Here is a 25,357-nt window from a genome sequence, read left to right as displayed (position 1 = left end):
TCGAATGTCTTATACCGCCGCGACGGTTCAGCTGCTGTCTCCCGAGGGCACGCTCGTTCACAGCGATGCCAGCGAACAGTACCTCCCGTATGTCGACAAGCTCAGTGATGACGCTCTTCAGGAATTCCACCGCCACATGGTGGTGATGCGCCGCTTCGATATTGAGGCAGCAAACCTGCAGCGTCAGGGCCAGCTTGCCCTCTGGGTTCCGAGCCACGGCCAAGAGGCCGCTCAGGTCGGTTCAGCGCTCGCCGCCAAACCTCAAGACCACCTCTTTCCCTCCTACCGGGAACACGTCATTGCGCTCATGCGCGGCGTTGACCCGATCACAATCCTGTCGATGTTCCGCGGCCTCAGCCATGGTGGCTGGGATCCGAAAGACCACGACAACTTCCACCTCTACACGCTGGTGATCGGTTCGCAGACGCTGCACGCCACCGGTTATGCCATGGGCATGAACCTCGAAGGTCGCTCGGGCACCGGCAACCCCGACACCGATGCGGCCGTCATGGTCTACTTCGGCGACGGTTCTACGAGCCAGGGTGACGTCAGCGAAGCAATGGTCTTCGCCGCCAGCTACCAAACCCCTCAAGTCTTCTTCTTGCAAAACAATCACTGGGCTATCTCGGTTCCCGTCTCACGCCAGTCGCGCACGCCGCTCTATCTGCGCGGCGAAGGCTTCGGCATCCCGAGCGTTCAAATCGACGGCAACGACGTTCTCGCAAGCTTCGCCGTGAGCAAAGCCAACCTGGATGCTGCCCGCGCTGGCGAAGGCCCCCGCTTCATCGAGGCCCTCACCTACCGCATGGGTGCCCACACCACGAGTGATGACCCCTCGAAGTACCGCGAGAACAGCGAACTCGAGTTTTGGGCCCAGCGCGACCCCATCACGCGCTTCGACACCTACCTGCGGAGCCGCGGCGCGAGCCAAGCGTTCTTCGACGAAATCGCGGCTGAAGGCGACGACCTCGCTGCCGACATCCGCAAGCGCATCACCGAATTGCCGGTGCCGGCCACGTCGACGCTCTTCGACCATGTCTATTCCGACCCGCATCCGGTGATGGATGCGCAGCGCGCAGCACTCGCCGACTTCGAGGCATCGTTTGAAGAGGGCAACTAATGACTGAGACGATGACAATGGCGAAGGCCCTCAACGAGGGATTGCGCGCCGCCATGGGCAGCGACAGCAAAGTACTTCTCATGGGTGAAGACATTGGGCCGCTCGGCGGAGTCTTTCGAGTCACCGAGGGTCTGCAGGCTGAGTTCGGAGACAAGCGGGTTCTCGATACTCCCCTGGCTGAGTCTGGCATCGTGGGTACCGCGATCGGGCTTGCCATGAGCGGATTCCGCCCGGTGTGCGAGATCCAGTTCGACGGTTTTATTTTTCCCGGCTTCGACCAGATCACTTCCCAACTGGCGAAGCTGACGGCGCGCCACGAAGGCACGCTTCAGATGCCTGTCGTGATTCGTGTTCCCTACGGCGGACACATTGGTGCCGTCGAGCATCACCAAGAGAGCCCCGAAGCCTACTTTGCGCACTCTGCCGGGTTGCGTCTGCTCAGCCCCGCTACGCCGCACGATGCGTATTGGATGATTCAAGAAGCCATTACGAGCAACGACCCCGTGATGTTCTTCGAGCCCAAGTCCCGCTACTGGCAGAAGGGCGAGGTTGACCGCGAGTCGGCCGGTATCGCCACTCACTCCAGCCGGGTAGTGCGTGACGGCACCGAAGTGACCCTCGTGGGTCACGGTGCGATCGTGTCGATGCTGCTGCAAGCAGCTGAGCTCGCCGCCGAGGAAGGCACGAGTGTCGAGGTTGTTGACCTTCGATCGCTCTCCCCCATCGACTACGACCCGATTGTGGCATCCGCCCAAAAAACGGGCCGCGTTGTTGTTGTTCAAGAGGCACCCGGGAATGTCAGCGTGGGCTCGGAGGTTGCGGCTACCGTGGCAGAGCGTGCGTTCTACTCACTCGAGGCACCTGTGCTGCGCGTGAGTGGTTACGACACCCCGTTCCCTCCTGCCAAGCTGGAATCCGTGTACTTGCCCAGTGTTGACCGCATCTTGGATGCTGTCGACCGGGCATTGGCCTACTGACGAAGGAGGCCCCCGTGGCCGTATCTGAATTTCCTCTCCCCGATGTGGGCGAGGGGCTTACTGAAGCCGAGATCGTCTCCTGGAAGGTTGCGCCCGGCGACGAAATCGTCGTGAACCAGGTTCTCGTGGAGATCGAGACGGCTAAGTCGCTCGTCGAACTCCCCTCGCCTTTCGCCGGTACCGTGCAACAGCTGCTGGTCGAGGAGGGGTCGACCGTTGAGGTTGGCACCCCGATCATCAGCGTGCAATCCGTCGGCGGCTCAGTCGAGCTGACCGCACCCGGTTCAGGTGAAGACGAAAGCCACGGGATGATGTCCGACGTTGGGGCAGAGAGCAGTGCGGCCGACGACGCTGCCGCTGCCGTCGCTGACACGGCATCCACAATTGCTAACGACGATGACAAGCCCGGAGCGGTCCTTGTTGGCTACGGCACGGGCGGGCATGTCAGTTCGCGCCGTCGCAAGGGTGGGCAGCCTGCGAAGGATGGCGCTGCCGCCGCAGCAGCAAAGCCTCGCCCGGCATCCGTGCCTGCGTCATTCGCCAGCCCGATCATCGCGAAGCCGCCGATCCGCAAGCTCGCCAAAGACCTGGGTGTTGAACTCGCCGAGGTCGTAGCGACAGGGTTGGCCGGTGAAACCACTCGCGAAGACGTGATTCGTCACGCGTCGCAGGCGAGCGTCTTCCGCAATATCGAGACTCCCGAGTGGGGCGACGAGCGCGAAGAACGCATTCCCGTGAAGGGCGTGCGCAAGGCCATCGCGAAAGCCATGGTGCACAGTGCCTTCACGGCGCCGCACGTGAGTGTCTTTACTGACGTGGATGCCACGCGAACCATGGAGTTCGTGAAGCGCCTGAAGAACTCCACTGACTTCGCTGGCGTGCGAGTGAGCCCGCTGCTGATCATGGCGAAGGCCGTGAGCTGGGCTGTGCGCCGCAACCCCACGGTGAACTCAAGCTGGACCGATAAAGAGATCATCGTTCACCATTACGTGAACTTGGGCATTGCGGCAGCAACGCCTCGTGGGCTCATTGTTCCGAACGTCAAGGACGTTCAAGAGTTGAGCTTGCTCGAGCTCGCGAAATCCCTGGAACAGCTCACCCTCACCGCGCGTGATGGCAAGACGCAGCCCGCTGAAATGTCGAACGGCACGATCACGATCACCAACATCGGTTCGTATGGCATGGATACGGGAACGCCGATCATCAACCCGGGTGAGGCCGCGATCGTGGCCCTGGGTTCGATCAAGCAGAAGCCATGGGTTGTCGACGGCGAAGTGCGGGCGCGCTACGTCACGACGGTCAGCGCAAGCTTCGACCACCGCATCGTTGATGGGGATGTCGCGAGCCGTTTCGTGGCCGACCTCGCGAGTGTGCTCGAAGAGCCTGCCCTCCTGCTCGACTAACAGCCGAGCATTCGACACTAACCACCCGGCGTTGCACTCAATTACCTGAAACGGTAGGTAATGTGGCCGCATGGTCACGAAGAAAAAGTCGTCTGCAGTAGCGCCAGCATCCGATTCGAAGCGCCCCGGAATTCACGAGCTGTGGACCGACCGCTTAGGAGCCTGGTCCATTCGGGCTCTGCAAGTGCTCTTGCTGCTCACGCTGGTTTCGGTGATCGTTTTTGCTCTCACGCAGCTCAAGCTCGTCGTCATCCCCGTGCTGATCGCCCTGATCTTCGCTGCTGCCGCGAGCCCGATTGTGGTGTGGATGCGGCGCCGCGGTGTCGGGCGCGCTCTGTCGACCTGGATCGCGTTGCTCGGCGGCATCGCGGTGTTCGGTGGCTTGGTCACCGCAGTCGTGTTTGCGGTGGAGGACCAGTGGTCTGAGCTCTCCGACTCGGCGGTTGAAGGATTCGAGCAGCTCAAGGACTTCGCGCTTGATGGTCCGTTCGCAATTGATCAGGCTGCCCTCGATGAGGCGTGGAACGCGGGTATCGACTTCGTGACGAGCGCGACCTTCGGCCTCGGCGCCATTCAGGGAGTGTCTGCGGCGGCGCAGATTGTCACCGGAATTCTGCTCGGCCTGGTCATCCTGTTCTTCTTCCTCAAAGATGGCGACCGCATTTGGGAGTTCTTCCTCAAGCCCATGTCAGGCGAACGCCTCGCACGAGGACACCGCATCGGCCACACCGCGGTTCGCACTCTCGGTGGCTACGTTCGAGGAACCGCAACGGTTGCCGCCGTCGACGCGCTCGGTATCGGTATTGGGCTCACGATCTTGCAGGTACCGCTCGCGCTGCCCCTCTCGGTGATCGTCTTCTTGGGAGCCTTCATCCCACTCGTCGGTGCCACCGTCGCCGGTATCCTTGCCGCGGTCGTCGCTCTCGTGACGAATGGCTGGGTTGTGGCACTCATCGTGCTGGGCATCGTCGTGCTGGTCAACCAGCTCGAGGGCAACTTCCTGCAGCCCGTCGTGATGGCGCAGTCCCTGAGCATCCACCCGCTCGTCATCTTGGTGGCGTTGACGGCCGGCACGATCCTCGGCGGCATCGTGGGCGCTGTGCTTGCCGTGCCGATCGCAGCGGTGGGTTGGGCGATTCTCAAGACCTGGAACGAAAATGGGCACACGCCGAGCGTTGCTTCGGCTCCTGAGAAAAAGAAGTAGCGCGCTAGCGGGGCCCGAGGGTGCGTTCGAGGAAGGGATTCCAGAACTTGCCCTGCGGGTCATACTCGCGCTGCAGTGCAAGAAAGTCGCCGCTGCGGGGGAAGCGTTCGTGGATGACGTCGGCGCCATAGTGGAACAACTTGCCCCAGTGCTGCCGCGGTGCGAAGGGCGCGAGAGCCTGTTCGATCACGGGGAGTAGCGCCGCGACCTCGGCCGGATGTTTAGCCCAGGTGAAGCCGATGCAGAGAACATCGCGCTCGTAGGCGGGGCTCATCCAGAGTGAGTCGGCGGCGGCGGTGCGGATTTCCGAGATCAGCAGGTGGGGCGAGATTTGGGTGCCCAGAGTTCGCAGCACCTCCAACGCTTCGACGCCGTGCTCGCGGGCCACGTAGTACTCGCTTTGGAGCTCGTCGCCGCCGTTAGACGGTTGACCGTCAAGGCGGAAGTGCGGCATCCGCTCTGACCACGGGCCGGGCACACTGGCGCGCGGGTTCACGTTTTCGGGCGTAAGTTCTTCGGAGTCGTCGTACCAAACCCCGCCGAACAGGGTGGATGCGACCTCGGGTTCCGTTCCGTCGGCCAGACGGGTTTTCAACCAGATCTGCATGACGGTGGGGCTCGCGAAGTCTGCGAGGAGACTGACGCTGTAGGCGCTGGCCATCACGTCATCCAGTTGTTCGAGCACGGTTTCCCACGGCGCGAAGCGGTAGACGTCTTGGCGCACGCGGTAGCTCGGTTCGATGTCGAGGGTGACGCGCGTGATGATGCCAAAGGCTCCGAGCCCGACGGCCAGCGCGGGCAGGTGCGCGCTGGTGCGATCGAGGGTCACCAGGGAGCCGTCTGCCGTCACCAATTCCACCGCGGCGATGGCCGTGGAGAGGATGCCGTTGCCGTCTCCTGAACCGTGAGTGCCGGTTGCGGTCGCGCCGGCCACCGAGATGTGCGGCAGCGATCCGGTGTTGTGGAGGGCGAAACCGTGTTTTTCGAGTTCGTTGATCAGGATGCCGAAACTGGTGCCGCCGGCGACGCTGACGGTCATCGTTGTCGGGTCGATCCGGATCGCGGGATCGAGTTCAGCCAGAGAAATCAGCGCGCCAGGGGTGTCGGCGATGTCGGTGAAAGAATGCCGGGTGCCGAGCGCACGCACATGGGGCCACTGGGCGACGAGTTGTTGCACCTCAGTGGCGGACGTCGGGTGCAGGACTGTCTCGGCGCTGTAGGTGAGGTTGCCTGCCCAGTTTGTGGTGGTGGATGACACGGCGATCCTTTCGATAACGGCGAATTGCTCGCCGCGATCGAGATTATCGGCGAGACACGTGTGTTGCCTGATTCGCCGACAGCAATTCATCATGTACTCTATTGATAACGAATCTCATTACCACGACTGGCTTCGGCCTTAGAAGGACATTCTGATGTCTCGCTTCACCACTTCCCGACCACGCGCCCTCACCGCGGGTGCCGTTCTCGCAGTCTCTGCCCTCACCCTTGCCGGGTGCGCGGCGGCCACACCCGTTGAGGATGACGGCACGATCACCGTCGTTGCCTCCACGATCGTCTATGGCGACCTTGTCTCCACTCTCGGCGGCGACGCTGTGACTGTCACGAGCCTCATCGACAGCGCAGCCCAAGACCCCCACAGCTACGAAGCCTCAGCCCGCGACCAGCTCGCTGTCTCGGAGGCAGAACTTGTGATCGTCAACGGCGGTGGCTATGACCCCTTCGCCGAAGCACTCTACGAAGCGGCCGGTGAGGGCGCGATTCTCGTGACCGCCGTTGACGAGTCAGGCCTCCTTGAGGACGACGACCATGCTGAAGACGAGCACGCTGAGGATGACCACGCCGAAGATGAGGCCGACGACCACACCACGGATGACGGCCACGATCACATCGAGGGCTTCAACGAGCACGTCTGGTACAGCTTCCACGCCATGGAGCACATCGCCGAGCACATCACCGAAGAGTTGATTTCGCTCAGCCCCGACGATGCCGATCTGTTCAACACCAACTTGGACAGTTACCTCTCTGAGCTTGAGGGTCTTGAGGCACAGGCCGACACGATCGCCGAGACCTCAGGCGACCGTGGTGCTGCGGTCACTGAGCCGGTAGCGGTCTACTTGCTTGAGGCTGTTGGGCTCCACAATGACACTCCCACCGACTTCACCGAGGCCATTGAGGAAGGATCTGATGTGCCCCCCTCGGCCCTTCTCGAAGTTCTCGCGCTCGTCGAAGACGATCACATCGCCCTGCTCGCGTACAACGATCAGACCTCAAGCCCTGAAACGGAGCGAGTGCGTCTGACTGCAGTGGAGGCGGGACTTCCGGTGGTGTCGTTCACCGAGACCCTGCCTGAGGGGTCAGACTATGTCGAATGGATGTCGTCAAACCTCGATGCACTCGCGGAGGCCCTTGCTTAATGAGCAGGGTGACCGCGTGACCAGCACCACAGCAGAGCCCGTGAACAGCACTGCAGCAGCAACACCCGTGCTGAGCATCCGTGATGGGGTGCTCGGCTTCGGGTCGCGCACGCTCTGGTCTGGCCTCAATCTCGATGTCGCACCTGGCGAGTTTGTGGCGGTGCTCGGCTCGAACGGTTCCGGTAAGTCGAGTTTGTTGAAGGCGATCCTGGGGCAGCAGAAGCTGGATTCAGGCACGATTTCTTTGAACGGGCATCCGGTTCACCGCGGAGATCGTTGCATTGGCTACATTCCGCAGCAGAAACTTGCGGCGCCAGGCACTCCCCTGCGTGGTCGCGATCTCGTCACGCTCGGGGTGAACGGTCACCGCTTTGGTGTACCAACACTCCCCCACAGCGTTCGCCTGCGGGTAGATGAACTGATCGCGGACGTCGGCGCGACCGAGTATGCGGGTCAGCCCCTTGGTTCGCTGTCGGGCGGCGAGCAGCAACGGTTGCGGGTCGCGCAGTCGCTGGCAGCCGACCCCGTGTTGTTGCTCTGCGACGAGCCTTTGTTGAGCCTTGACCTGCAGCACCAGCGTGGTGTCTCTGAACTCATCGACCGTCGACGTCGCGAACACAACACTGCGGTCATTTTCGTGACGCACGATGTGAACCCGGTGCTCGGCATGGTCGACCGCATCCTGTATTTGGCTGGCGGAAAGTTCACGATTGGCACCCCAGATGAAGTGCTGCGCAGCGAAGTGCTCACTGAGCTCTATGGCACTCCCGTTGAGGTTGTGCGGGTGGGCGGCCGCGTGATTGTGGCCGGTATCCCCCAGGGCGATCACCACCACGAGGAGGAGATCGCGTGACCTTCGCAGACTTCTGGAGCCAGGTCGTCAATTTCAGCGACTATGGCGAATTGCTCAACCTCGTGCGTTTCTCGCTCATTGCCGCGGCAGTGCTCGGTATCGCCGGTGGGCTCATTGGCGTCTTCGTCATGCAGCGCGACATGGCTTTTGCCGTGCACGGCATCAGCGAACTCTCGTTTGCGGGAGCAGCAGCAGCCCTGTTGTTTGGTGCCAATGTGGTGGCGGGTTCCATTGCCGGCTCGCTTGTAGCCGCCATTCTGATCGGGATGCTCGGGGCGAAGGCTCGCGATCGAAACTCGATTATTGGCGTGCTCATGCCGTTTGGGATGGGTTTGGGCATCCTGTTTCTGGCGCTCTACCCCGGACGCAGTGGAAACAAGTTTGGGCTCCTCACCGGGCAAATTATTTCGGTCGATAGCGAGCAACTTGGCCTACTGATCGTGATCAGCGTTGTCGTGCTGGCCGCTCTGTTCGTTGTCTGGCGACCGCTTACGTTCGACAGCCTCGATCCTGAGGTTGCTGCGGCGCGCGGTGTTCCTTCGCGGATGCTTTCGCTCGGGTTCATGGTGCTGCTCGGCCTGATGGTGGCCGTTGCGGTGCAGATCATCGGTGCGTTGCTCGTGATGGCGTTGCTCGTGACGCCGGCGGCAGCCGCGATGCAGGTTTCCTCGTCGCCGCGTCTGGTTCCGGTGCTCAGCATGATCTTCGGCTTTGTCTCGGCCACCGGCGGCGTTCTGTTGGCGATCGGTGGCTCGCTGCCGATTAGTCCGTACATCACGACGATCTCGTTCCTGATTTACCTGGTCTGCCGGGTGGTGGGCGCTCGCCGTGCTCATGGTGGTCGCCGCAGCACGAGCCGCGCATCCGGAGCTGAACTGATCACAGCAACCCCGGCGGGGAAATAGTTAGAATGACGACTATGAAGCGCAATACGTGGCAGCGAGAAGCGGTGCGGGATGCTCTGAGTCAGTCAGAGGGTTTCGTGAGCGCTCAATCGCTCCACGGGGCGCTGCGCGACGCAGGAAGCGCGATCGGCCTTGCCACCGTCTATCGGGCCCTGGCAGACCTCGCCGGAGCGGGCGACGCTGACTCGCTGCAACAAGACGGCGAAAGCCTGTTTCGGGCCTGCACGCCCGACTCGCACCACCACCATTTGATCTGCCGCGAGTGCGGAACAACCGTGGAAATCAAGGCGGATGCCGTCGAACAGTGGGCCAAGAATGTGGCCGCAGAACATGGCTTTACCGACCCTCACCACATTGTTGACGTTTTCGGGTTGTGCCCAGCGTGCTCTAGCACGTAACATATACCGTTGATCGAGCGGTATCTTCCGCTCTCGCAGACACATCCCACCCCGATTGAATTCGTGCGAAAACACGGGTTTGAGAAGAATGCAGTGTGTGTGCCGACAAGTGATCTTGGGTAAGGCTTTGTCCTTACGGTAACTAGAACAGGAGTATCACCATGGCAGCAACCTGCCAAGTGACCGGCGCCATTCCCGGCTTCGGACACGCAATCTCGCACTCGCACCGTCGCACCAAGCGTCGTTTCGACCCGAACATCCAGAAGAAGACGTACTACGTACCGTCGCTTCGCCGCAACGTAACTCTTCAGCTGTCCGCAAAGGGCATCAAGGTAATTGACGCTCGTGGCATCGAATCCGTTGTCAAGGACCTCCTTGCACGTGGGGAGAAAATCTAATGGCAAAGGCACAGGACGTACGTCCGATCATCAAGCTCCGTTCAACTGCTGGAACGGGCTACACCTATGTGACGCGCAAGAACCGTCGCAACAACCCCGACCGCCTCGTACTCAAGAAGTACGACCCGGTGGTTCGCAAGCACGTTGAATTCCGCGAGGAGCGCTAAACATGGCTAAGAAGAGCAAGATTGCAAAGAACGAACAGCGCAAAGTTATCGTTGCGCGTTACGCCGAGCGTCGTCTCGAGCTGAAGAAGGCTCTCGTCGACCCCGCCGGAACTGACGAGTCACGCGAGGCTGCACGCCTCGGACTTCAGAAGCTCCCCCGCGATGCATCGCCGATCCGCGTACGCGGTCGCGACGCCATTGACGGACGTCCCCGTGGATACCTCAAGCAGTTCGGTGTTTCCCGTGTTCGCTTCCGTGAAATGGCTCACCGGGGCGAGTTGCCCGGAATTACCAAGTCAAGCTGGTAGATTCCAAGCGGTTCCGACGTTTTCTAACGTTTCGGAACAACTAACTGCACTACGTCCGAGGAGGACCACCTTATGGCTGACAAGTCGCTAAACCGTACTGAATTCGTAGCGGCGGTTGCCGCAGAGTCTGGCCAGAGCCAGGCTGCCGTTTCCGGCGTCGTTGACGCATTCTTCTCCGTACTCTCGAAGTCGGTCGGCGAAGGAACCAAGGTTTCGATCCCCGGATGGATGGCTGCAGAGCGTACCTTCCGCGAGGCTCGCACCGGCCGCAACCCGCAGACGGGTGAAGCTATCGAGATCAAGGCCAGCCACGGCGTAAAGCTCAGCGCAGGCAGCAAGCTCAAGGCAGCAGCCAAGGGCTAAGTAGCAACTTTAAAAGGGCGACATCCTTCGGGATGTCGCCCTTTTTGCGTTCCCGCCTACTCTCAGGCGAGTTCGGCGTCGGGCTAACTCCCGTTTAACCGCGAGTACTCTTGAGGGGTGCTAAGAATCAGCCGGATCGCCGGACCCGCCCTGCTGATCCTTGTGGCAGCAATCGCGGCTATCGTCGGTCTCCAGTTCGGTGGCGGCGCTGCGGTTCCGATCCTTCTTGACCCCGGTGCTGTTGTGCGCTGGGGATTACCGATCGCGAAACTCTTCGTCAACCTCGGGCTTGCGGCAACCATCGGCGGGCTCATGATCGCCGTCTTCGCGATGAGCCCCAAGCGCGACGAATTCGCGATCACTCTCGACTTTGCCGCCGCTGGCGCCGCTGTGTGGGCTGTGGCATCCGCTATTACGGGGTTTTTCACGTTTTTGGCGGTGCGCAACCAGCCCATTGACCTCTCCAGCGCCTTTGGTGACGTTCTCGCAAGTTTTCTGACCTCTACCGAACTGGGTCAGGCATGGCTCGCCACTGTGCTCATAGCGGCCGTTGTGACCGTTTTGTGCTTCGCGGTGCGCAATATGAGCGCGTTGGTCTTCGTGCTCGTGCTCTCCGTTGCCGGACTCATCCCCATGGCGCTACAGGGCCACAGCGGCGGAACCGCCGACCACGATGCCGCCACGAGCGCCATCTTCTTGCACCTGATCTTCGCCGCACTCTGGCTCGGCGGACTCCTCGCGATTGCGATCGCCCGCCCCACCCTCACTAAAGACCGACTGAGTCTCGTGCTGCGACGCTACTCATCGGTGGCACTCGTGAGCTTCATCGTGGTGGCCGCCTCCGGCTATGTGAGTGCAGAAATTCGGGTCGAGAACCTGACGAACCTGCTGTCGCCCTACGGCATCCTCGTTCTCGTTAAAGTTTTTGCTCTGATCGTGTTGGGCCTCTTCGGCGCCGTGTACCGCAACTATGCGATCGGCCGGCTCGAAGCCAGCCCCCGCAAGAAGCGCGGATGGTTCTGGTGGATTGTCACCGCCGAGCTGGCCTTCATGGGGCTCGCTTCCGGCGCGGCCGCCGCTCTCGCGGCGACACCCACTCCGGTGCCAGAAATCGTGGCGGCTGACCTGCCCGACTCCTCCTCCGCGGCCTACCTCACCGGCTCCCCGCTGCCCCCGACCGTGACCGCAAGCAACCTGTTCACCCTGTGGAGCTTCGACCTCATCTGGGTGCTGATCTGCGCGTTCGCGATCTTCTTCTACCTTGCCGGTGTCTGGCGCCTTCACAAGCGAGGCGACTCCTGGCCCATCTACCGCACCGTGTTCTGGGTGCTGGGAATGTTGCTGCTGTTCTACATCACCAATGGCGGCGTGAATGTTTACGAGGGCTACCTGTTCTCGATGCACATGCTCGGGCACATGACCCTCGGCATGATGATCCCGGTGCTGCTCGTGCCCGGTGCTCCCGTCACGCTCGCAATGCGGGCAATTACCAAACGCACTGACGGCAGTCGCGGCGCGCGCGAATGGATTCTCAGGATCGTGCACTCGCGGTACATGGCCGCGATCGGGCATCCGGTAGTTGCGGCACTTATCTTCGTCGTCTCGCTGTGGGTTTTCTACTACACACCGCTGTTCCGTTGGGCTTCCACCGACCACGTCGGGCACGAGTGGATGATCGTCCACTTCTTGGCCTCTGGTTACTTGTTCGTGCAATCACTCATCGGGATTGACCCGTCGCCGCACCGCACCGCGTTCCCGATTCGCTTGCTCATTTTGCTCGCGACGATGGCGTTCCATGCCTTCTTCGGCTTGGGCCTCATGACCGGCACCGGGCTGCTGCTGGCGGACTGGTACGGCGCAATGGGCTGGGACAACGGGGTGACGGCGCTCGAGGATCAACGCATCGGTGGCGGCATCGCCTGGAGCGTTGGCGAGATCCCCACCATCGCGCTCGCCATCTCCGTGGCGATTATGTGGTCACGCAGCGACCGCCGTGCCTCCGTGCGCTACGACCGCAAGGCCGACCGCGACGGAGATGCAGAGCTGGATGCCTACAACGAGATGCTCGCTAAGCGCTAAGCCTGCCCGGCTAGGAGCGTGAGTGGAGTGCGTGTTCCGCTATGTAGGCGCGTAATTCGTTCGGATCCGCGGGCATATCAATCTGGTGCTGCGGAAGCTCGAGCATCTCGCGGTAGGCCTCGTCGGTGGCGGGAATGCGGCCGAGTGCCTCAGCGATAACGTCGGGGAACTTGGCCGGCTTTGCCGTTTCCAAGACCAGCATCGGAATACCGGGCTCGATGTGGGCATGGGCGACAGTGACACCGTCGGCGGTGTGCGGATCGAGAAGCACCTGCGTGCTCTCGAAGACTGACCGGATCGTGTTGACGCGATCCTGGTGAGTGCTCGTGCCGCTGACGATTCCGAACTCTTCCAGGAAGCGTGGCTGCTCTGCGGTGAGGTCTACGAAACCGTCGTTGCCGAGGTGCTGCCAGAGGCCACGAAGGCGGTCCGCATCGTTGCCGAGAAGGTCGAAGAGAAAACGCTCGAGGTTGGATGCTTTAGACACGTCCATGGACGGGCTCGAGGTCGCGAGCGTATTTGCTGCGTTTCGGGGGCGGTAGATACCAGTCCTGAAGAACTCGTCGAGGACATTGTTTTCGTTTGTCGCTACGACGAGCTTTCGAATGGGCAGACCCATCGTTCGCGCGTAGTGACCCGAAAGTACGTTGCCGAAATTGCCGGACGGTACCGAAAAGGAAACCTCAAAGTCTGCCCGGTCGTGCACGTCTACGGCATCGGTCACGCGCAGCCACGACCAGAAGTAGTAGACGATCTGCGCGGAGATTCGCCCAAAGTTGATGGAGTTCATCGCGCCCAAATTGTGCGCCTGCTTGAAGGCAGCATCACTCGAGAGTTCCTTGACGAGCTCTTGGCAATCGTCAAAAACACCGTCGACCACGAGGTTGTGGATGTTCGGCTCCTGCAGCGAATACATCTGCGCCCGCTGAAACTCACTCATGCGGCCGCGGGGCGACAGCATGAAGGCGCTGAGTCGTTCTCTGCCGCGGATCGCGTACTCGGCGGCTGAACCGGTGTCACCGGACGTAGCGCCCAGAATGTTGAGGACGCCGTCAGACTTCGCGAGAGCGAAATCCAGTGCCTCGCCAAGAAACTGCATGGCGATGTCTTTGAAGGCAAGCGTCGGGCCTTCGGACAAACCGACAAGCGTCAGACCGTTGCCGAGGTCGCTGACGGGAACAATCTCACTCGTAGAAAACTTGGCCGGGTCGTACGCTGCGCGGCAAATGCGCGCGAGGTCGTCTTCTGCAATGTCGTTCGCGAACAGTGAGATGACCGCCGTCGCGAGTTCGGCAAAGTTCAGATCGCGCCATGACTCGAGCAGGGCTGAATCGACCTGCGGGAGTGGCCCGGGGACCGCCAACCCGCCGTCGCTCGCAAGACCTTCGAGGATGACATCGGTATACGAGCCGAGGGCGTGGCCTCGCGTAGAGGTGTACTGCAATCGGTCCTACCTTTCGTGACGCTGAGGCACCAGTTTATCGGCTGGGGAAGACTAGTACTGCGGTGTGATGAGCAACTGGTCGTCCGGCAAGAAGGTGACGAGGTAACTCGCGGTGAAATCAACGTCTTCATCGAAGCTGGAAATGGAGCCATCGAAAATGGAGCGGACATCGACCGTGAGGTGCGCTGCGGCATCCGTCTCCGGCATGAGCCAGCTTCCCGTCTCAGCACCGGGCACGAGCGAAACCTCGGGATAGCTCGCCAGGCTCCACTCCGGAGTGGTGATGATGCGGTTGGCCATGGGCTGGCCAAACGGACAGCCGGTCGGCAGCAGCACGACTTGGGTGGCGCACTCATCGAGGTAGTCGTTCACTTCGCGTTGCACCTGGGAAATCATGGTCTGGTTTGCGACGGCCTCAAGCCGCGCCCGGATAGTGCCGCCGGGGTCGGTGGCAGCCACGACGATTGGCTCGGCGGTGAGGAACGTGGATGAATGGCTGAGCTCGAAACTGCTGGGCGCCAACACTACGTAGGGCGCAGGAGTGTCTTGGGCTGGCGTGACAAATTCGGAGCCGTTGGCGGTGAACTCTTGAGTGTTCGAGACGGTGAGGCGCACGATCGTGAGGGGCGCGGTGACGAACTTCCAGTCGGCGAACACACCGAAACGGGTGCCGTCGCGTTCCACCGTGAACGTGGTGTGAGAGGTCTCGCCATCGAGTTCGAACACGAAGGTGACGGTTTCGGAGCCGTCGTCGTTGATCTCCCGCGAGACCAGCGCAACATCCTCAATCGTGCTGAGCGCTGAGGGCCGCAACAGATCGTGCGAGCCCGCGAGCAGCATCGAACCAGCGCCGGTCGTGTCGATGGGCGTCGCGCCCGAGCCATCGTCGGACGATGCCCCATGGTCTTCGGCCAGTTCGATGTCAGCAATCTGCAGAGCGGATGCCATGTCGTGGCGAGCGAGGGCGCCAAGATAACTGCGCACAAAGCCGCTCGCGCTGAACAGGGTTGCGTTCACAATGAGGACAGTCGTGATGAAGGCGACAACGATCAGCCCAAACACGATTGACCAGGTAACAAGCTCGCGACGCATTCACACATCCTAAACCGCTGAGGCGTGCCGGAGACGAACCACAGATTGTGGCGCGCGGGCGCGAGACCAGCAGGCAGCAGCATTAGGGTGATTGGGTGTCCGAAATTACCCTGTCGCCCGAGCAAGCAGCCGTTTTCGCTGCCATCGAGACGACGCGGGAGAACCTCTTCGTCACGGGGCGAGCCGGCACCGGTAAATCCACTCTGCTCAACCACCTCGCGCACAACACGTCGAAGCAGATTGTGATCTGTGCTCCGACGGGTGTTGCGGCGCTTAATGTGGGCGGACAGACCATCCATTCGCTGTTCCGACTGCCTATCGGGGTCATCGCCGACCACGAGCTCGAACAGACTGATCAACTCCGCAAGCTGCTCAACACCATCGAAACCCTCGTGATTGATGAAGTGTCGATGGTCAACGCCGACCTTCTCGATGCGATTGACCGCAGCCTGCGCCAGGCTCGTCAGCGCAAGAAGGAGCCTTTCGGTGGGGTGCAGGTCGTGTTGTTCGGTGATCCGTATCAATTGGCCCCGGTTCCGGGCGACCCGGATGAGCGGGCCTACTTCGAAGACCGCTACGAGTCGATCTGGTTCTTCGACGCTCTCGTGTGGCAACAGACCGACCTGACGATTTACGAACTCACGAGCATCCATCGCCAGCATGAGGATGAGTTCAAATACATGCTCAATGCCGTGCGCCACAACGGCGTCACCGCTGAAATCGCAGGCCGTCTCAACGCGGTGGGCGCGCGCCCCGCACCCAACGACGGCACGATTACCCTTGCGACCACGAACAGCACCGTCACGCGCATCAACGCGACAGCGCTCGCGCGACTCCCCGGTCGGGTACTGACGGCGAAGGCCGAGATTTCGGGAGAGTTCGGCGGTCGCGCCTACCCCGCCGATGAATCCCTTGAGCTCAAGGTGGGCGCGCAAGTGATGTTCTTGCGCAACGACACTCAAGAGGGCGGCACTCAGCGCTGGGTCAATGGCAGCGTCGGCACTGTCGTTAAGATCGCTGACACCGTGTGGGTCGAGATCGACGGGCGCGATTACGAAGTGAAGCCCGTCGCGTGGGAGAAGTTCAAATATTCGTACTCGGCGCGCACGAAAGCGCTTCGCAAAGATGTCGTTGCCGAGTTCACGCAGTTTCCGCTGCGGCTCGCCTGGGCGGTCACGATCCACAAATCACAGGGCAAGACCTACGACAGCGCGATAGTGGATCTCGGGCCACGCTCTTTCGCTCCCGGCCAGACCTACGTTGCCCTCAGTCGGATCAGCAGGCTGGAAGGGCTCTACCTGACTCGGCCTCTGCGCCCGAGTGACATCATCGTTGACGAGAACGTCGTGCGGTTCATGTCCCGGGCCCAGCCCATCCCGGCTATTCAGGCCTGACTCCCCCGGGCTCGCGTGAGCTGCTTGAGCTACTTCACGCTGCCGGCGGTGATGCCTTCGACGATCTGCTTGTTGAAGACGATATAGATCACGATCATCGGCAGGGTCACGATCGAGAGCGCTGAGAACAGCAGGCCGTAGTCGGTTACATACCGGCTCGAGAATGCAAGCAGTCCGGTCGGGATTGTCTTGAGCGCATCATCCTGAATGTAGAGCAGGGCGAGCAAGAATTCGTTCCAGCTCGAGAGCGCGGAGAAGATTGCGACGGTGGCGAGCCCGGGGCGCAGCAGGGGCAGCGCGATCGAGCCGAAGATGCGAAGGTCGCTGGCGCCATCGATGCGGGCGGCCTCGAAGAGTTCGTCGGGCACGGCGTCCAGATAGACCTTGAGAAGGTAGACCGCGAGCGGCAGGCCCATCGCGGTATACGGAATGATCAAGGCCCAGCGGGTGTCGGTGATGGCCAGCTGAGTGAACATCGTGGACTGCGCGATGAAGTACGACTGCAGCGGAAGCAGCAAGCCGAGCGCCAGTAACCCCATAAACAGGTTACGACCGCGGAAGCGATAACGACTGAAGGAAAAAGCCGCGGCAGCGCCCAGCAGCAGGATGGCGAGCACCGAAGCTCCGGTGACGATCACGCTGTTGAGCGCGTATTGGCCGATGTGGCCAACCTCGAACGCTTCGACCCAGCGGCCGAAGTCGATCTCGGTTGGGAGGGCGAAGGGGGTTGCGAAGATCGCGGAGTTCGATTTGAAACTGGAGAACACCATCCAGAGCATCGGAAAGAAGAACACGACAGCGATGACGATGAGCGCTGCGGTGAAGAGCACATCGGCGATCCGCAGGGGAGCGCGCCGGCCAGCGTGATGCTTCGCGGTGTGCGTGCGGGCTAACCCGGATGACTTCTTGCGAGAGTCGATACTCATGAGCGCACCTCCTCAGGTTTCTCGCGATTGATTCGCGTGAAGATCAGGCCAAGCGCCACAACGACGACGGTGAGCACGACAGCCATGGCCGATCCGTAGCCAACATTCTGGAAAGTGAATACCGACTTCACGAGATAGGTGGTGGGGATCTCGGTGGCACCGTACGGCCCGCCGTTCGTCATGACGTAGAAGAGATCGAAGCCTTGGAAACCGCCAGTAATGCACAGCAACAGCGCGACCGTGATCGCGTTGCGGATCATCGGCACCTTAATGCTGCGGAATAGTTGCCATTCGCCGGCGCCATCGAGGCGAGCGGCCTCAATGACCTCGGTGGGCACCTGGTTGAACGCGGCGTAGAAGATAGTCATGTAGAAACCGGCATATACCCAACCGGACACGACGCTCACGGCGATCAACGCAGTGGAGGTGTCACCAAGCCACACCCGCTGGAGGTCCTCAAGACCCAAGGATTGCAAGGCGGCATTGAGCAGACCGAAGTCGTTGTTGTAGACGAACGCCCACAGGACAGCCACGACGACCATGGGGAGCATGACGGGGGTGAAGATAGCGACCCGGAACCAGAGAGAACCGCGGCGGCGCACACTCACGAGCCCCGCGAGAACCAAACCGACAACGACCTCAAGCACGATCGTGATCGCGATGTAGATGAGCACGTGCACAAAGGAATCGCGGAACAGCACATCATTGGCAGCCTTGACGTAGTTGTCGATGCCGACAAAAACCATGGCGCCGTAGCCGTTCCACTCCGTGAAGCTGTAGGCAAACGTCATGATCACGGGGAACAACACGGCGAAGCCGAAGACGCCCATTGCGGGGACCAAGAACAGGTACGGGGTTGCCGTGCGGTTCGGCTTCATGCGGTGGTTCCTTCGAAGGAGTGCTGGTCGTCCGCCTTCGGGTGACGGACGACCAGCACGGTTGGCTAACTAATGGGGGAGATGGTTAGCCAAGCTTTTGATCTATGCCGGCAACGGCATCCGCGGGGGACTTCTGACCACCCAGAACCTCTGCCAGTGCAGCGTAGAGAGCGTTCGCGGTCTCGAGGTCATAGCCGTTGTCGGGCGGCAGCACGATCGCCGGGGCGGTCTCAAGCAGAGCCGTGAGCGATGCGGTGCGCGAGTCGATGTCTTCGCCCGACGCGGCCGACAGAGTCATCGGAGTCAGCTCCGCACCGATGAACTGCTGAACATTCTCGTCGTTGTTGAGCAGGGCCAAGAACTCGGCGGCCTCATCCTGCTTGGTGCTCTTGGCGTTGACGACGTACCCGGTGACAACACCGATGACGCTCTCCTGATTGCCTTCACCCGGCATGGCTGGCAGGTTTACGTAGTCGAAGTTGAGGTCGGGTGCCTCATCGATCGCCCAACTCACGAGCCACGAACCAATCGCGTGCATGGCGGCCTTGCCCTGGAAGAAGAGCTGAGCGCCCTCGTTGTCATCAACCGCGTTGACGCTTTCGTTGACGCAGTTGTGGTCAGCGAGCTCTTCGACGTAACCGAAGGCTTCGATCCACTCGGGAGTGTTGAAGTCGGCGTCGCCCGAGAGCGCTGCGCTGTAGGCCTCTTCCCCGACAACACGCGAGGTCAGGTGGGCGAGCCAGTTGCCAGCAGCCCACAGGTCCTTGTTGCCCGAGGCGATCGGGATGATTCCCTCGGCGTCGAGTGCATCGCAGGTGGCGAGCAGTTCATCCCACGTCGTGGGAGGAGTGAGCCCGGCATCCGCGAAAATATCTTCGTTGAACCAGAGCACGTTGGTGACGTCAGCGGAATGAGGCACCATCACCACGGCACCATCGACGGTGAGCGAGGTGAAGACTTCGTCATCGAAGAGACCAGCAATGGGGCCGGATGTCACGGCGTCCGAGAGGTCGGCAGCAAACCCGTCAGCGGCACGCTGTTCCAGTCGCGCTCCCGCCCACTCAAAGTAGATGTCTGGAGCGTTGCGCCCGTTGAGCAGGTTAGGAAGCCCGATGGTTTGGTACAGATCGTCGTCTTGGTAGTTCATCTCGACCGTGACGTCGGGGTTGGCGGCTTCGTACTGTGCCGCGACGTCATCCCAGACGCGGATCTGAGCTTCTCCGGGGGAACCCATGGCGATGCGGAGCACGTTGTCGTCGGAGCTTCCGCCGTCGGCTGAACAACCGGTAAGGATCAGTGCTGTGGCGCTGAGGGCAGCGACAGCAGCGAGAGTCTTCTTTCTCGTGACGGGCATGATCATTCCTTTGCTGTAGGTGATGCAGTGTCGGGCGATGCAGTGCGGGGTGATGCAGGTGTTGCGGGTGGTGAGCCCCCGGCAGAAACGAGTTCTGCCAAAGTCATATCGAGCAGGTCGCCGAAGACGCGACGGTGGGCTGCGCGAAGGGTGTCGAGATAGGGGAGAAGCCGGCTGGGGCCAGCGGTGGCGAGGCGACCGGCGGCGGCGAGTTCTGCGATCTCCACAAGCGCACGCGTGCCCACGCGGAACGATTCAAGCCACGGCCGCACCTCGGCAATGAGTTGCGGGTTTGCCACGGGGCCGTCGAGCAACCGGTCTGCGGCGCCGAGCATGGTGTGGGCAACCACGAGCAGGTCAGCGGCAGCAGTGGCGGCATCACCGTACTCCGACTCAAAAGTGAAGCGCTCGAGGGCCTCGCCCAGTACCGGCGCATCGTCGGCCGAGAGACACGAGGAACGAGCCGTGTCAGCAAATAGACTGAAATCGTCGAGGTTTTCTGGACCAACGACATCCAGCAGCGCTTGCTTCCAGCTGGCTTCTGCGTCGTAGTTTTCGGGGTCGCGCAGGTAGTCGGCGACGGTGGCGAAGGGAATCTTGGATGACTCGAAGAGTTCCATGCCGTTAGCAATGATGCCCGTGGAGAAGCGGTGCAAGTGCGGATCGCGACCCTGGTAGGGGCCGATGTGGAGCTCGTGGCCCATCGCGACATCGTTCACCGGATAGTTATCCCAGTAGGTCGCGGGGCGGCCGGTTGCCCGGGCGAAGACGGCAGCGTCGGCAAGGTCGAGGGTGGCGGAGCAAATGGCGCGGCCGGTCCAGAAGAGGTCGATGCGCGGATCAATGCCGCGCCCAAGGCGAGTGATGTAGTCCTCGTCGCCGTAGCCCCAGTACTGCGTGGGACACACCGTGAGGTGGGTGTCGGCGTCGAACTGCGAAAAGACATTCCCAATGAGCGATTGGTGGGCGGTAACGAGATCGGGGAATGCTGCCACGTCGGCCGGATGCTGCAGCCGGACCGGGATGTCATCCAGAAGCAGTCCAAAGCTGGTGACGCCCAATTCGCGCACGGCGCTGAACTTGGCGAGCAGCATCTCGATGTCGTCGCTGCTTGAGTACTTCATGGTGAGCCCGGGGGAGAGGCAGTACATGAAGGTCATGTCGTTGTCGTCACAGCGCGTGATGAGTTCGGCCATGCGGGCGAGCTCGGCGCCAGCGTAGGGGGTGCGCCATTCGTGACGAACGAGCGGGTCATCTTTGGGCGAGTACACAAAGGTGTTCATGCCGCGGTTGCCGAGGAAGCCGATGAGATCGAGGCGTTGTTCGTGGCTCCAGGGCGCGCCGTAGAACCCCTCGATGACGCCGCGAATGGCGAAAGCTGAGGAGTCGGAGCTGGCTCGGGAGCGTGGAGTCATGGTGTGGTTATCGTGGTGGTGAATTTGAGGTTGCTGGCATCGCCGCTGGTGGTGTTGCTGCTCTCATAAATGTCGGGAGTGACTCCGGCATTAACAGAGAGCTGGATAGCTTCAGCCATGACGGCATTGAGAATGGCCGCTCCCACCACAGTAGAGGTGGCAGACACCCGGCTGCTCAACCCGGCGATGTCAACGGCCGCGTCGCCTACCGCGCCACCGTTATCGATCACGACGGTGGCGAGTTCGTGCAGTCGCGGCAGGGCTGTCGCTCGGGCCTCGGGGGAGGTGGCGTGCGTCAGGCTTGTGAGGGCAATGACGGGGGTGCCATTGGCCATCACCTGCTGCACGAGTTCAGACGTAACGGCGTTGCTGCCGGAGTTGGATGCCACGATCAGCACGTCATTCGCGGCGATGGGGTGATCGCGCAGCAGTGCCGCGGCGAGCCCGGGCAGTCGTTCGAGGGAGGTGCTGAGTGGGGCACTCGTGTGCAACATGAGGCCCTCGAAGAGCAGCGGCTGAACGTTGACGAGGCCGCCGGCGCGGTAGTAGAGCTCCTCGGCGAGCATGTGGGAGTGGCCGGTGCCAAAGATGTGAACCGTGCGGTGGTTGATAAGCACGTCAGCAACGAGGCGGGACGCCGCCACAATGTTGGGAGCTTCATCAGTGGTCAGTCGCTCGATGAGGTGCGCCGCGCGCGCCAAGTAGCGCGCAGCTGGCGACTGCACATCGAGAGTCGGGGGGCTCGTGAGAGTCATGCGGGTGTTCCTTTTTTCCACACGTGGATGAGATCGCGATAGAGATTGTCGGTGTCGCCAGTGCCCAGCAGCAGCGCACCTTCGAGAGCGGACGCATCCGCCGGGCGGAATGACATGCCTTCACTGGCGAGATGCTCGACAAGGCGGGCGAAGAGGAGAGTGTTCGGTCCCAGCAGCTTGCCGCCAAGAGCCAGCGGGGCATCGTTGCCCACCCACCGAACTCCGACACGAGCGGTAAGGAAGAGCTCGTAAGCCGCTTCGATCACAATGGCGTCGGCGGCGGCATCCCCCTCAGCGGCTGAAGCGAGCACGCCACGGGCGAACTGGGCAATGCGGTTGACCGGGCGGTGGGCGCTATGGAGGCGTGCGGCGATATTCGTGAGGCCATCGAAGTGTTCTGCTGCTCGCGCTGTCAGAGTGGTGCGTGGTCCGCGGCCGTCGAGTTCCTTGAGCACCGCAGAAATGCCGCGACTGCCGATCCAGAACCCGCCACCGGCATCCCCCAGGAGATAGCCATCGCCATCAACCGCGTGGGATTCTCCCGTGGGGCGCAGAGCGAGACAGGCAACGCCGGTGCCGGTGATGAGCGAGACGCCAGATTCGATGGAGAGTGCTCCGGCGTGGGAGGTGACGGTGTCATCCGCGATCCACACCTCGCTGGCTCCCGTGGTTGCTGCGACAAGGTCGGCGAGACGCGTGGAGGAGGCAGCATCCGCAGGGGACGTAGTGAGACCCATCACGACACGATCAACGGGCTCGAACTTGCCGTGTGCCCAGGCGCTCGCGACTGCGGCCGCAACCGTGCGCATGGTGTCGCCCTCTAGGCGGCTCACCCCATCGACTTCAACAGTGCCGGGCTGCGCACTGCTTTTGAGGCGGATTCCGGATTGGCCGCCATCGACAGCGAGAACCCGAAGCATTAGCTGTTCCGGGATTGTTCGGCCGAGAACGCGCCGCCTGAGACCTGGGCTGTGAGCTGGTACTTGTCGCCGCGATAGAAGCAATTGGCGATCATGATGATGTTTCCGCGGGCATCAGAGTCGACCATTCGGATGCGCAGGCAGGCCTGGTTTTCGGAGATCGTGAGCAGCTCGCGCACCCGCTCGTCGGGCAACACTGGCTCGATCGAAACATTGGCGGCACCGGGGGAGATGCGGTAACGGCTGCTGAGGAGTTCGTAGAGGGACCCGCCCAAGTCACTGCCGTTGATGCCGGGAACGAGGGCTTGGGGAATCCAGACGGTCTCAACCGCCATCGCTTCGCCACTGCCCAAACGCAGGCGCGTGAAGCTGACGACAGGATCACCGGCAGCTATCCGCAATTGAGCGGAGATCGCGGCATCCGCTGGGGCCACCCGGTAAGCAAGAAGGCGGGCGCCCGGTTCAAGGCCGCGGTCACGCATATCTTGGGAGAACGAGGTGAGACCGAGCAAGCGCACGAAGGGCTGCGGGGTCACGTAGGTGCCTGAACCATGGCGTCGCTCGACGAGGCCTTCGGCGACGAGAGCGTCGACGGCGCGACGAATCGTCATACGCGCGACACCCCAGCGTGCACTGAGATCGCGTTCGCTTGGCAGGCTCTTGCCCACCTCTGTCGACGCTACGAGTTCTCGCAAGCGTGCTCTCAGGGTGTGTCTGGTGGATTCCTCGACAACGGTCACGCTCTCATTAGAGCCCATTTTCACTATCCCGGTAAAGAGGGAATTAGACCACTCCGGGGTACATTTGGCCGAAATGTGTTCGAAACATACAAGCAAATGGGCCCGGAAAGCCGGAGAGTACGCGGTCGACGCTGCCTCGTCTAGACCACTCCGTTGCCAACGTGAGACCTCGCAACTAGACCAGTTGACGCAGGCGATATGGTGAAACCATGAGTCACATTCGGCCTGCGGGTCTCTATGACCTCCCCGGCACCTACCGAGTCTGTCTTCAGACAGCGGATGCCGGGGCTGATGGGAGCGCTCTCTACGAGAATCCCGACCTCCTCGGCCACATCTACGTTGGCCCATATCTGGTCGGTGAGCCCGATCTCGCGTTCGTGATCGCGGACGAACTCGGAGTCGCCGGCTACGTTCTTGGCGCCGCAGACACCCGCCAGTTTGAGGCGTGGCAAGAACGTGAGTGGTGGCCGGTATTGCGTGCCCAGTACCCGGCGACGGCGGGCGATTCGCTCGACGATGAACTCATCTCTCACCTTCACTCTCCGGTGGAGGCACCTGCGGCTGTCGTGGCCGACTATCCAGCGCACCTGCACATCGATCTTCTGCCGCGCGCGCAGGGGCAGGGCCTGGGGCGAACGCTGTTCGAGACGCTGTTCGAGGCGCTGCGCGCTCGCGGTGTTAGCGGCATCCATCTTGATGTGGGCGAAGATAATCACAATGCCATCGCGTTCTACCGCCATCTTGGTTTCACTGAACTTGCTCGGGGCGCTGACTCGATTTATCTGGGAATGGAACTGTCGTGATTCTGCCTGAACCGACTGCAACCCCGCTTCGGGGTGGACCAACGTTGCGCTGGGGCGTTCTTGCCCCGGGTGGGATTGCCACCGACTGGGTTGCCGCCATGCATGCCAACACCGATCAGCGAGTGGTGGCCGTCGCGTCGCGCTCTGCTGATCGTGCCGCAGAATTCGCCAGGAAGCACGGCATCGGGCGCAGCTATGGCAGCTATGACCAGCTGGTGGCCGACCCCGAGGTCGACATCATCTACGTTGCCGCGCCGAACGTTTTTCACCGGCCGCTGGCGTTGCTCGCCATTTCGGCAGGCAAGCACGTGCTCATCGAGAAGCCGCTCGGTATCGATGCCGCTGATGCTCGCGTGATTGTGGATGCCGCCCGTGCCGCTGGCGTGTTCGCCATGGAAGCCATGTGGACGCGCTTCTTGCCGCAGACCACGATCATCGCGCAGCTCCTCGCCGAAGGGGAGCTCGGTGATCTGAAGGTCGTCACCGCCGACTTTGGGGCTAACTTTGGCGCCCCCGCCGGCCAGCCCGTGTTTGACCCGACCATGGGCGGTGGCTCGCTGCGCGACATCGGTATCTACCCGGTCTGGTTCTCTCGCTTCGCCCTCGGCGCCCCCACCGCGGCGTTCGCTCGGGGACGGATGCTCGACACGGGTGTTGATGGGCAGGCGGCCATGATTCTCGACCACGCCACCGGTGCCCAGGCTGTGTTGCACACGACCATGCAGGCCGACACCCCCACGGAGGCCCGCATCAACGGCACCCGTGCTCGCGTTGAGGTGCGCACACCGTTTTATGCGCCGAACGGGTTTGCGGTGGTGCGCGACGACGAGCGCACCGAGTTCACCGACGGCACCGGACTCCGCGGCCGCGAAGGGCTGTCGTTTCAGACGACGGCGATTGCCCAGCACATTGCGGATGGGCGCACCGAAGCCCCCGAGCATCCGTTGGATGTCTCACTAGAGATTCTGGAGACGCTCGACACGATGCGCGCCCAGATCGAGGCGATGGGCTAACTTTCTCAGGCGCACTCTCCCAATTGCGGGCCTC

Annotated in this window: 26 protein-coding genes; 16 read left to right on the top strand and 10 right to left on the bottom strand. The window is 61.8% G+C overall.

All coding sequences use genetic code 11. The features are described 5' to 3' along the window. The first annotated feature begins 4 nt into the window (after window positions 1-4). From ACWFSR_RS14300 to ACWFSR_RS14285, 4 genes are all read left to right on the top strand, one after another. On the top strand, window positions 5-1,120 hold the full coding sequence (locus ACWFSR_RS14300; RefSeq protein ID WP_197106849.1) for a thiamine pyrophosphate-dependent dehydrogenase E1 component subunit alpha: 1,116 nt from the start codon (window positions 5-7) through the stop codon (window positions 1,118-1,120). After that, on the top strand, window positions 1,120-2,097 hold the full coding sequence (locus ACWFSR_RS14295) for an alpha-ketoacid dehydrogenase subunit beta (RefSeq protein ID WP_197106848.1): 978 nt from the start codon (window positions 1,120-1,122) through the stop codon (window positions 2,095-2,097). The genes ACWFSR_RS14300 and ACWFSR_RS14295 overlap by 1 nt, the downstream gene beginning before the upstream one ends. Window positions 2,098-2,111: 14 nt before the next feature. After that, on the top strand, window positions 2,112-3,500 hold the full coding sequence (locus ACWFSR_RS14290) for a dihydrolipoamide acetyltransferase family protein (RefSeq protein ID WP_197106847.1): 1,389 nt from the start codon (window positions 2,112-2,114) through the stop codon (window positions 3,498-3,500). Window positions 3,501-3,570: 70 nt separating this feature from the next. Beyond that, window positions 3,571-4,704 (top strand): AI-2E family transporter, encoded by a 1,134-nt coding sequence (locus ACWFSR_RS14285; protein ID WP_447522728.1) that lies wholly within the window; start codon window positions 3,571-3,573, stop codon window positions 4,702-4,704. Between the two features lie 4 nt (window positions 4,705-4,708). Here the strand turns inward: ACWFSR_RS14285 and ACWFSR_RS14280 are convergent, their stop codons facing one another. Next, on the bottom strand, window positions 4,709-5,962 hold the full coding sequence (locus tag ACWFSR_RS14280) for an FAD-binding protein (RefSeq protein WP_447522727.1): 1,254 nt from the start codon (window positions 5,960-5,962) through the stop codon (window positions 4,709-4,711). 154 nt (window positions 5,963-6,116) lie between these two features. On the opposite strand from ACWFSR_RS14280, the gene ACWFSR_RS14275 reads away from it, so the two are divergent. From ACWFSR_RS14275 to ACWFSR_RS14235, 9 genes are all read left to right on the top strand, one after another. Beyond that, on the top strand, window positions 6,117-7,118 hold the full coding sequence (locus ACWFSR_RS14275; RefSeq protein ID WP_447522726.1) for a metal ABC transporter solute-binding protein, Zn/Mn family: 1,002 nt from the start codon (window positions 6,117-6,119) through the stop codon (window positions 7,116-7,118). A 16-nt stretch (window positions 7,119-7,134) separates the two neighbouring features. Next, the gene (locus tag ACWFSR_RS14270; protein WP_447522725.1) at window positions 7,135-7,971 is read left to right on the top strand and encodes a metal ABC transporter ATP-binding protein; all 837 of its coding nucleotides are present in this window, start codon (window positions 7,135-7,137) and stop codon (window positions 7,969-7,971) included. Next, a complete protein-coding gene (locus tag ACWFSR_RS14265; RefSeq protein ID WP_447522724.1) occupies window positions 7,968-8,876 on the top strand; it encodes a metal ABC transporter permease in 909 nt (302 codons plus the stop codon). The genes ACWFSR_RS14270 and ACWFSR_RS14265 overlap by 4 nt, the downstream gene beginning before the upstream one ends. Before the next feature lie 14 nt (window positions 8,877-8,890). Next, window positions 8,891-9,274 (top strand): Fur family transcriptional regulator, encoded by a 384-nt coding sequence (locus ACWFSR_RS14260; RefSeq protein ID WP_197106842.1) that lies wholly within the window; start codon window positions 8,891-8,893, stop codon window positions 9,272-9,274. Window positions 9,275-9,435: 161 nt separating this feature from the next. Further along, window positions 9,436-9,672 carry a 50S ribosomal protein L28 gene (gene rpmB / locus ACWFSR_RS14255; protein WP_129072582.1) on the top strand — a complete coding sequence of 79 codons (237 nt, stop codon included), beginning with the start codon at window positions 9,436-9,438 and terminating at the stop codon, window positions 9,670-9,672. Then, window positions 9,672-9,839: a 50S ribosomal protein L33 gene (gene rpmG / locus ACWFSR_RS14250; RefSeq protein WP_009773536.1), complete on the top strand. Its 168-nt coding sequence runs from the start codon at window positions 9,672-9,674 to the stop codon at window positions 9,837-9,839. The genes rpmB and rpmG overlap by 1 nt, the downstream gene beginning before the upstream one ends. Window positions 9,840-9,841: 2 nt before the next feature. Further along, complete coding sequence (gene rpsN / locus ACWFSR_RS14245; protein ID WP_197106841.1) at window positions 9,842-10,147, top strand: 30S ribosomal protein S14; 306 nt, start codon at window positions 9,842-9,844, stop codon at window positions 10,145-10,147. A gap of 72 nt (window positions 10,148-10,219) precedes the next feature. After that, entirely contained in the window at window positions 10,220-10,510 is a 291-nt protein-coding gene (locus ACWFSR_RS14240; RefSeq protein WP_100387826.1) for an HU family DNA-binding protein, read from the top strand. A gap of 117 nt (window positions 10,511-10,627) precedes the next feature. Next, entirely contained in the window at window positions 10,628-12,589 is a 1,962-nt protein-coding gene (locus tag ACWFSR_RS14235; RefSeq protein WP_447522723.1) for a cytochrome c oxidase assembly protein, read from the top strand. A gap of 10 nt (window positions 12,590-12,599) precedes the next feature. On the opposite strand, the gene thrC is transcribed toward ACWFSR_RS14235, so the two are convergent. Both thrC and ACWFSR_RS14225 read right to left on the bottom strand, forming a co-directional pair. Continuing rightward, the gene (thrC, locus tag ACWFSR_RS14230; protein ID WP_447522722.1) at window positions 12,600-14,033 is read right to left on the bottom strand and encodes a threonine synthase; all 1,434 of its coding nucleotides are present in this window, start codon (window positions 14,031-14,033) and stop codon (window positions 12,600-12,602) included. A 51-nt stretch (window positions 14,034-14,084) separates the two neighbouring features. Then, window positions 14,085-15,125, bottom strand: a complete 1,041-nt coding sequence (locus ACWFSR_RS14225) for a hypothetical protein (protein WP_197106839.1) — start codon at window positions 15,123-15,125, stop codon at window positions 14,085-14,087. A 95-nt stretch (window positions 15,126-15,220) separates the two neighbouring features. On the opposite strand from ACWFSR_RS14225, the gene ACWFSR_RS14220 reads away from it, so the two are divergent. Next, the gene (locus ACWFSR_RS14220) at window positions 15,221-16,519 is read left to right on the top strand and encodes an ATP-dependent DNA helicase (RefSeq protein WP_197106838.1); all 1,299 of its coding nucleotides are present in this window, start codon (window positions 15,221-15,223) and stop codon (window positions 16,517-16,519) included. Between the two features lie 29 nt (window positions 16,520-16,548). Here the strand turns inward: ACWFSR_RS14220 and ACWFSR_RS14215 are convergent, their stop codons facing one another. The 7 genes from ACWFSR_RS14215 to ACWFSR_RS14185 form a co-directional block, all read right to left on the bottom strand. Further along, on the bottom strand, window positions 16,549-17,445 hold the full coding sequence (locus tag ACWFSR_RS14215) for a carbohydrate ABC transporter permease (RefSeq protein ID WP_231599617.1): 897 nt from the start codon (window positions 17,443-17,445) through the stop codon (window positions 16,549-16,551). Further along, a complete protein-coding gene (locus tag ACWFSR_RS14210; protein WP_447522721.1) occupies window positions 17,442-18,323 on the bottom strand; it encodes a carbohydrate ABC transporter permease in 882 nt (293 codons plus the stop codon). Before ACWFSR_RS14210 ends, ACWFSR_RS14215 begins: the two co-directional genes overlap by 4 nt. Window positions 18,324-18,408: 85 nt before the next feature. Continuing rightward, on the bottom strand, window positions 18,409-19,677 hold the full coding sequence (locus ACWFSR_RS14205) for an ABC transporter substrate-binding protein (protein WP_447522720.1): 1,269 nt from the start codon (window positions 19,675-19,677) through the stop codon (window positions 18,409-18,411). Window positions 19,678-19,679: 2 nt separating this feature from the next. Then, complete coding sequence (locus ACWFSR_RS14200; RefSeq protein ID WP_447522719.1) at window positions 19,680-21,092, bottom strand: protein O-GlcNAcase; 1,413 nt, start codon at window positions 21,090-21,092, stop codon at window positions 19,680-19,682. Further along, window positions 21,089-21,847, bottom strand: a complete 759-nt coding sequence (locus tag ACWFSR_RS14195) for an SIS domain-containing protein (RefSeq protein WP_447522718.1) — start codon at window positions 21,845-21,847, stop codon at window positions 21,089-21,091. Before ACWFSR_RS14195 ends, ACWFSR_RS14200 begins: the two co-directional genes overlap by 4 nt. Further along, the gene (locus tag ACWFSR_RS14190; protein ID WP_197106833.1) at window positions 21,844-22,767 is read right to left on the bottom strand and encodes an N-acetylglucosamine kinase; all 924 of its coding nucleotides are present in this window, start codon (window positions 22,765-22,767) and stop codon (window positions 21,844-21,846) included. Before ACWFSR_RS14190 ends, ACWFSR_RS14195 begins: the two co-directional genes overlap by 4 nt. Further along, complete coding sequence (locus ACWFSR_RS14185) at window positions 22,767-23,507, bottom strand: GntR family transcriptional regulator (protein ID WP_307783762.1); 741 nt, start codon at window positions 23,505-23,507, stop codon at window positions 22,767-22,769. Before ACWFSR_RS14185 ends, ACWFSR_RS14190 begins: the two co-directional genes overlap by 1 nt. 209 nt (window positions 23,508-23,716) lie before the next feature. Between ACWFSR_RS14185 and ACWFSR_RS14180 the strand changes: the two genes are divergently transcribed. Together ACWFSR_RS14180 and ACWFSR_RS14175 are read left to right on the top strand one after the other, a co-directional pair. Then, window positions 23,717-24,310: a GNAT family N-acetyltransferase gene (locus ACWFSR_RS14180; protein WP_447522717.1), complete on the top strand. Its 594-nt coding sequence runs from the start codon at window positions 23,717-23,719 to the stop codon at window positions 24,308-24,310. After that, window positions 24,307-25,323 (top strand): Gfo/Idh/MocA family protein, encoded by a 1,017-nt coding sequence (locus tag ACWFSR_RS14175; protein WP_197109192.1) that lies wholly within the window; start codon window positions 24,307-24,309, stop codon window positions 25,321-25,323. The genes ACWFSR_RS14180 and ACWFSR_RS14175 overlap by 4 nt, the downstream gene beginning before the upstream one ends. Window positions 25,324-25,357 lie beyond the last annotated feature (34 nt).

Source organism: Salinibacterium sp. NYA9b (genome assembly GCF_976973725.1).
Note: the sequence above shows the minus strand (reverse complement) of the source record. Positions and strands in the feature narration are given on the sequence as shown.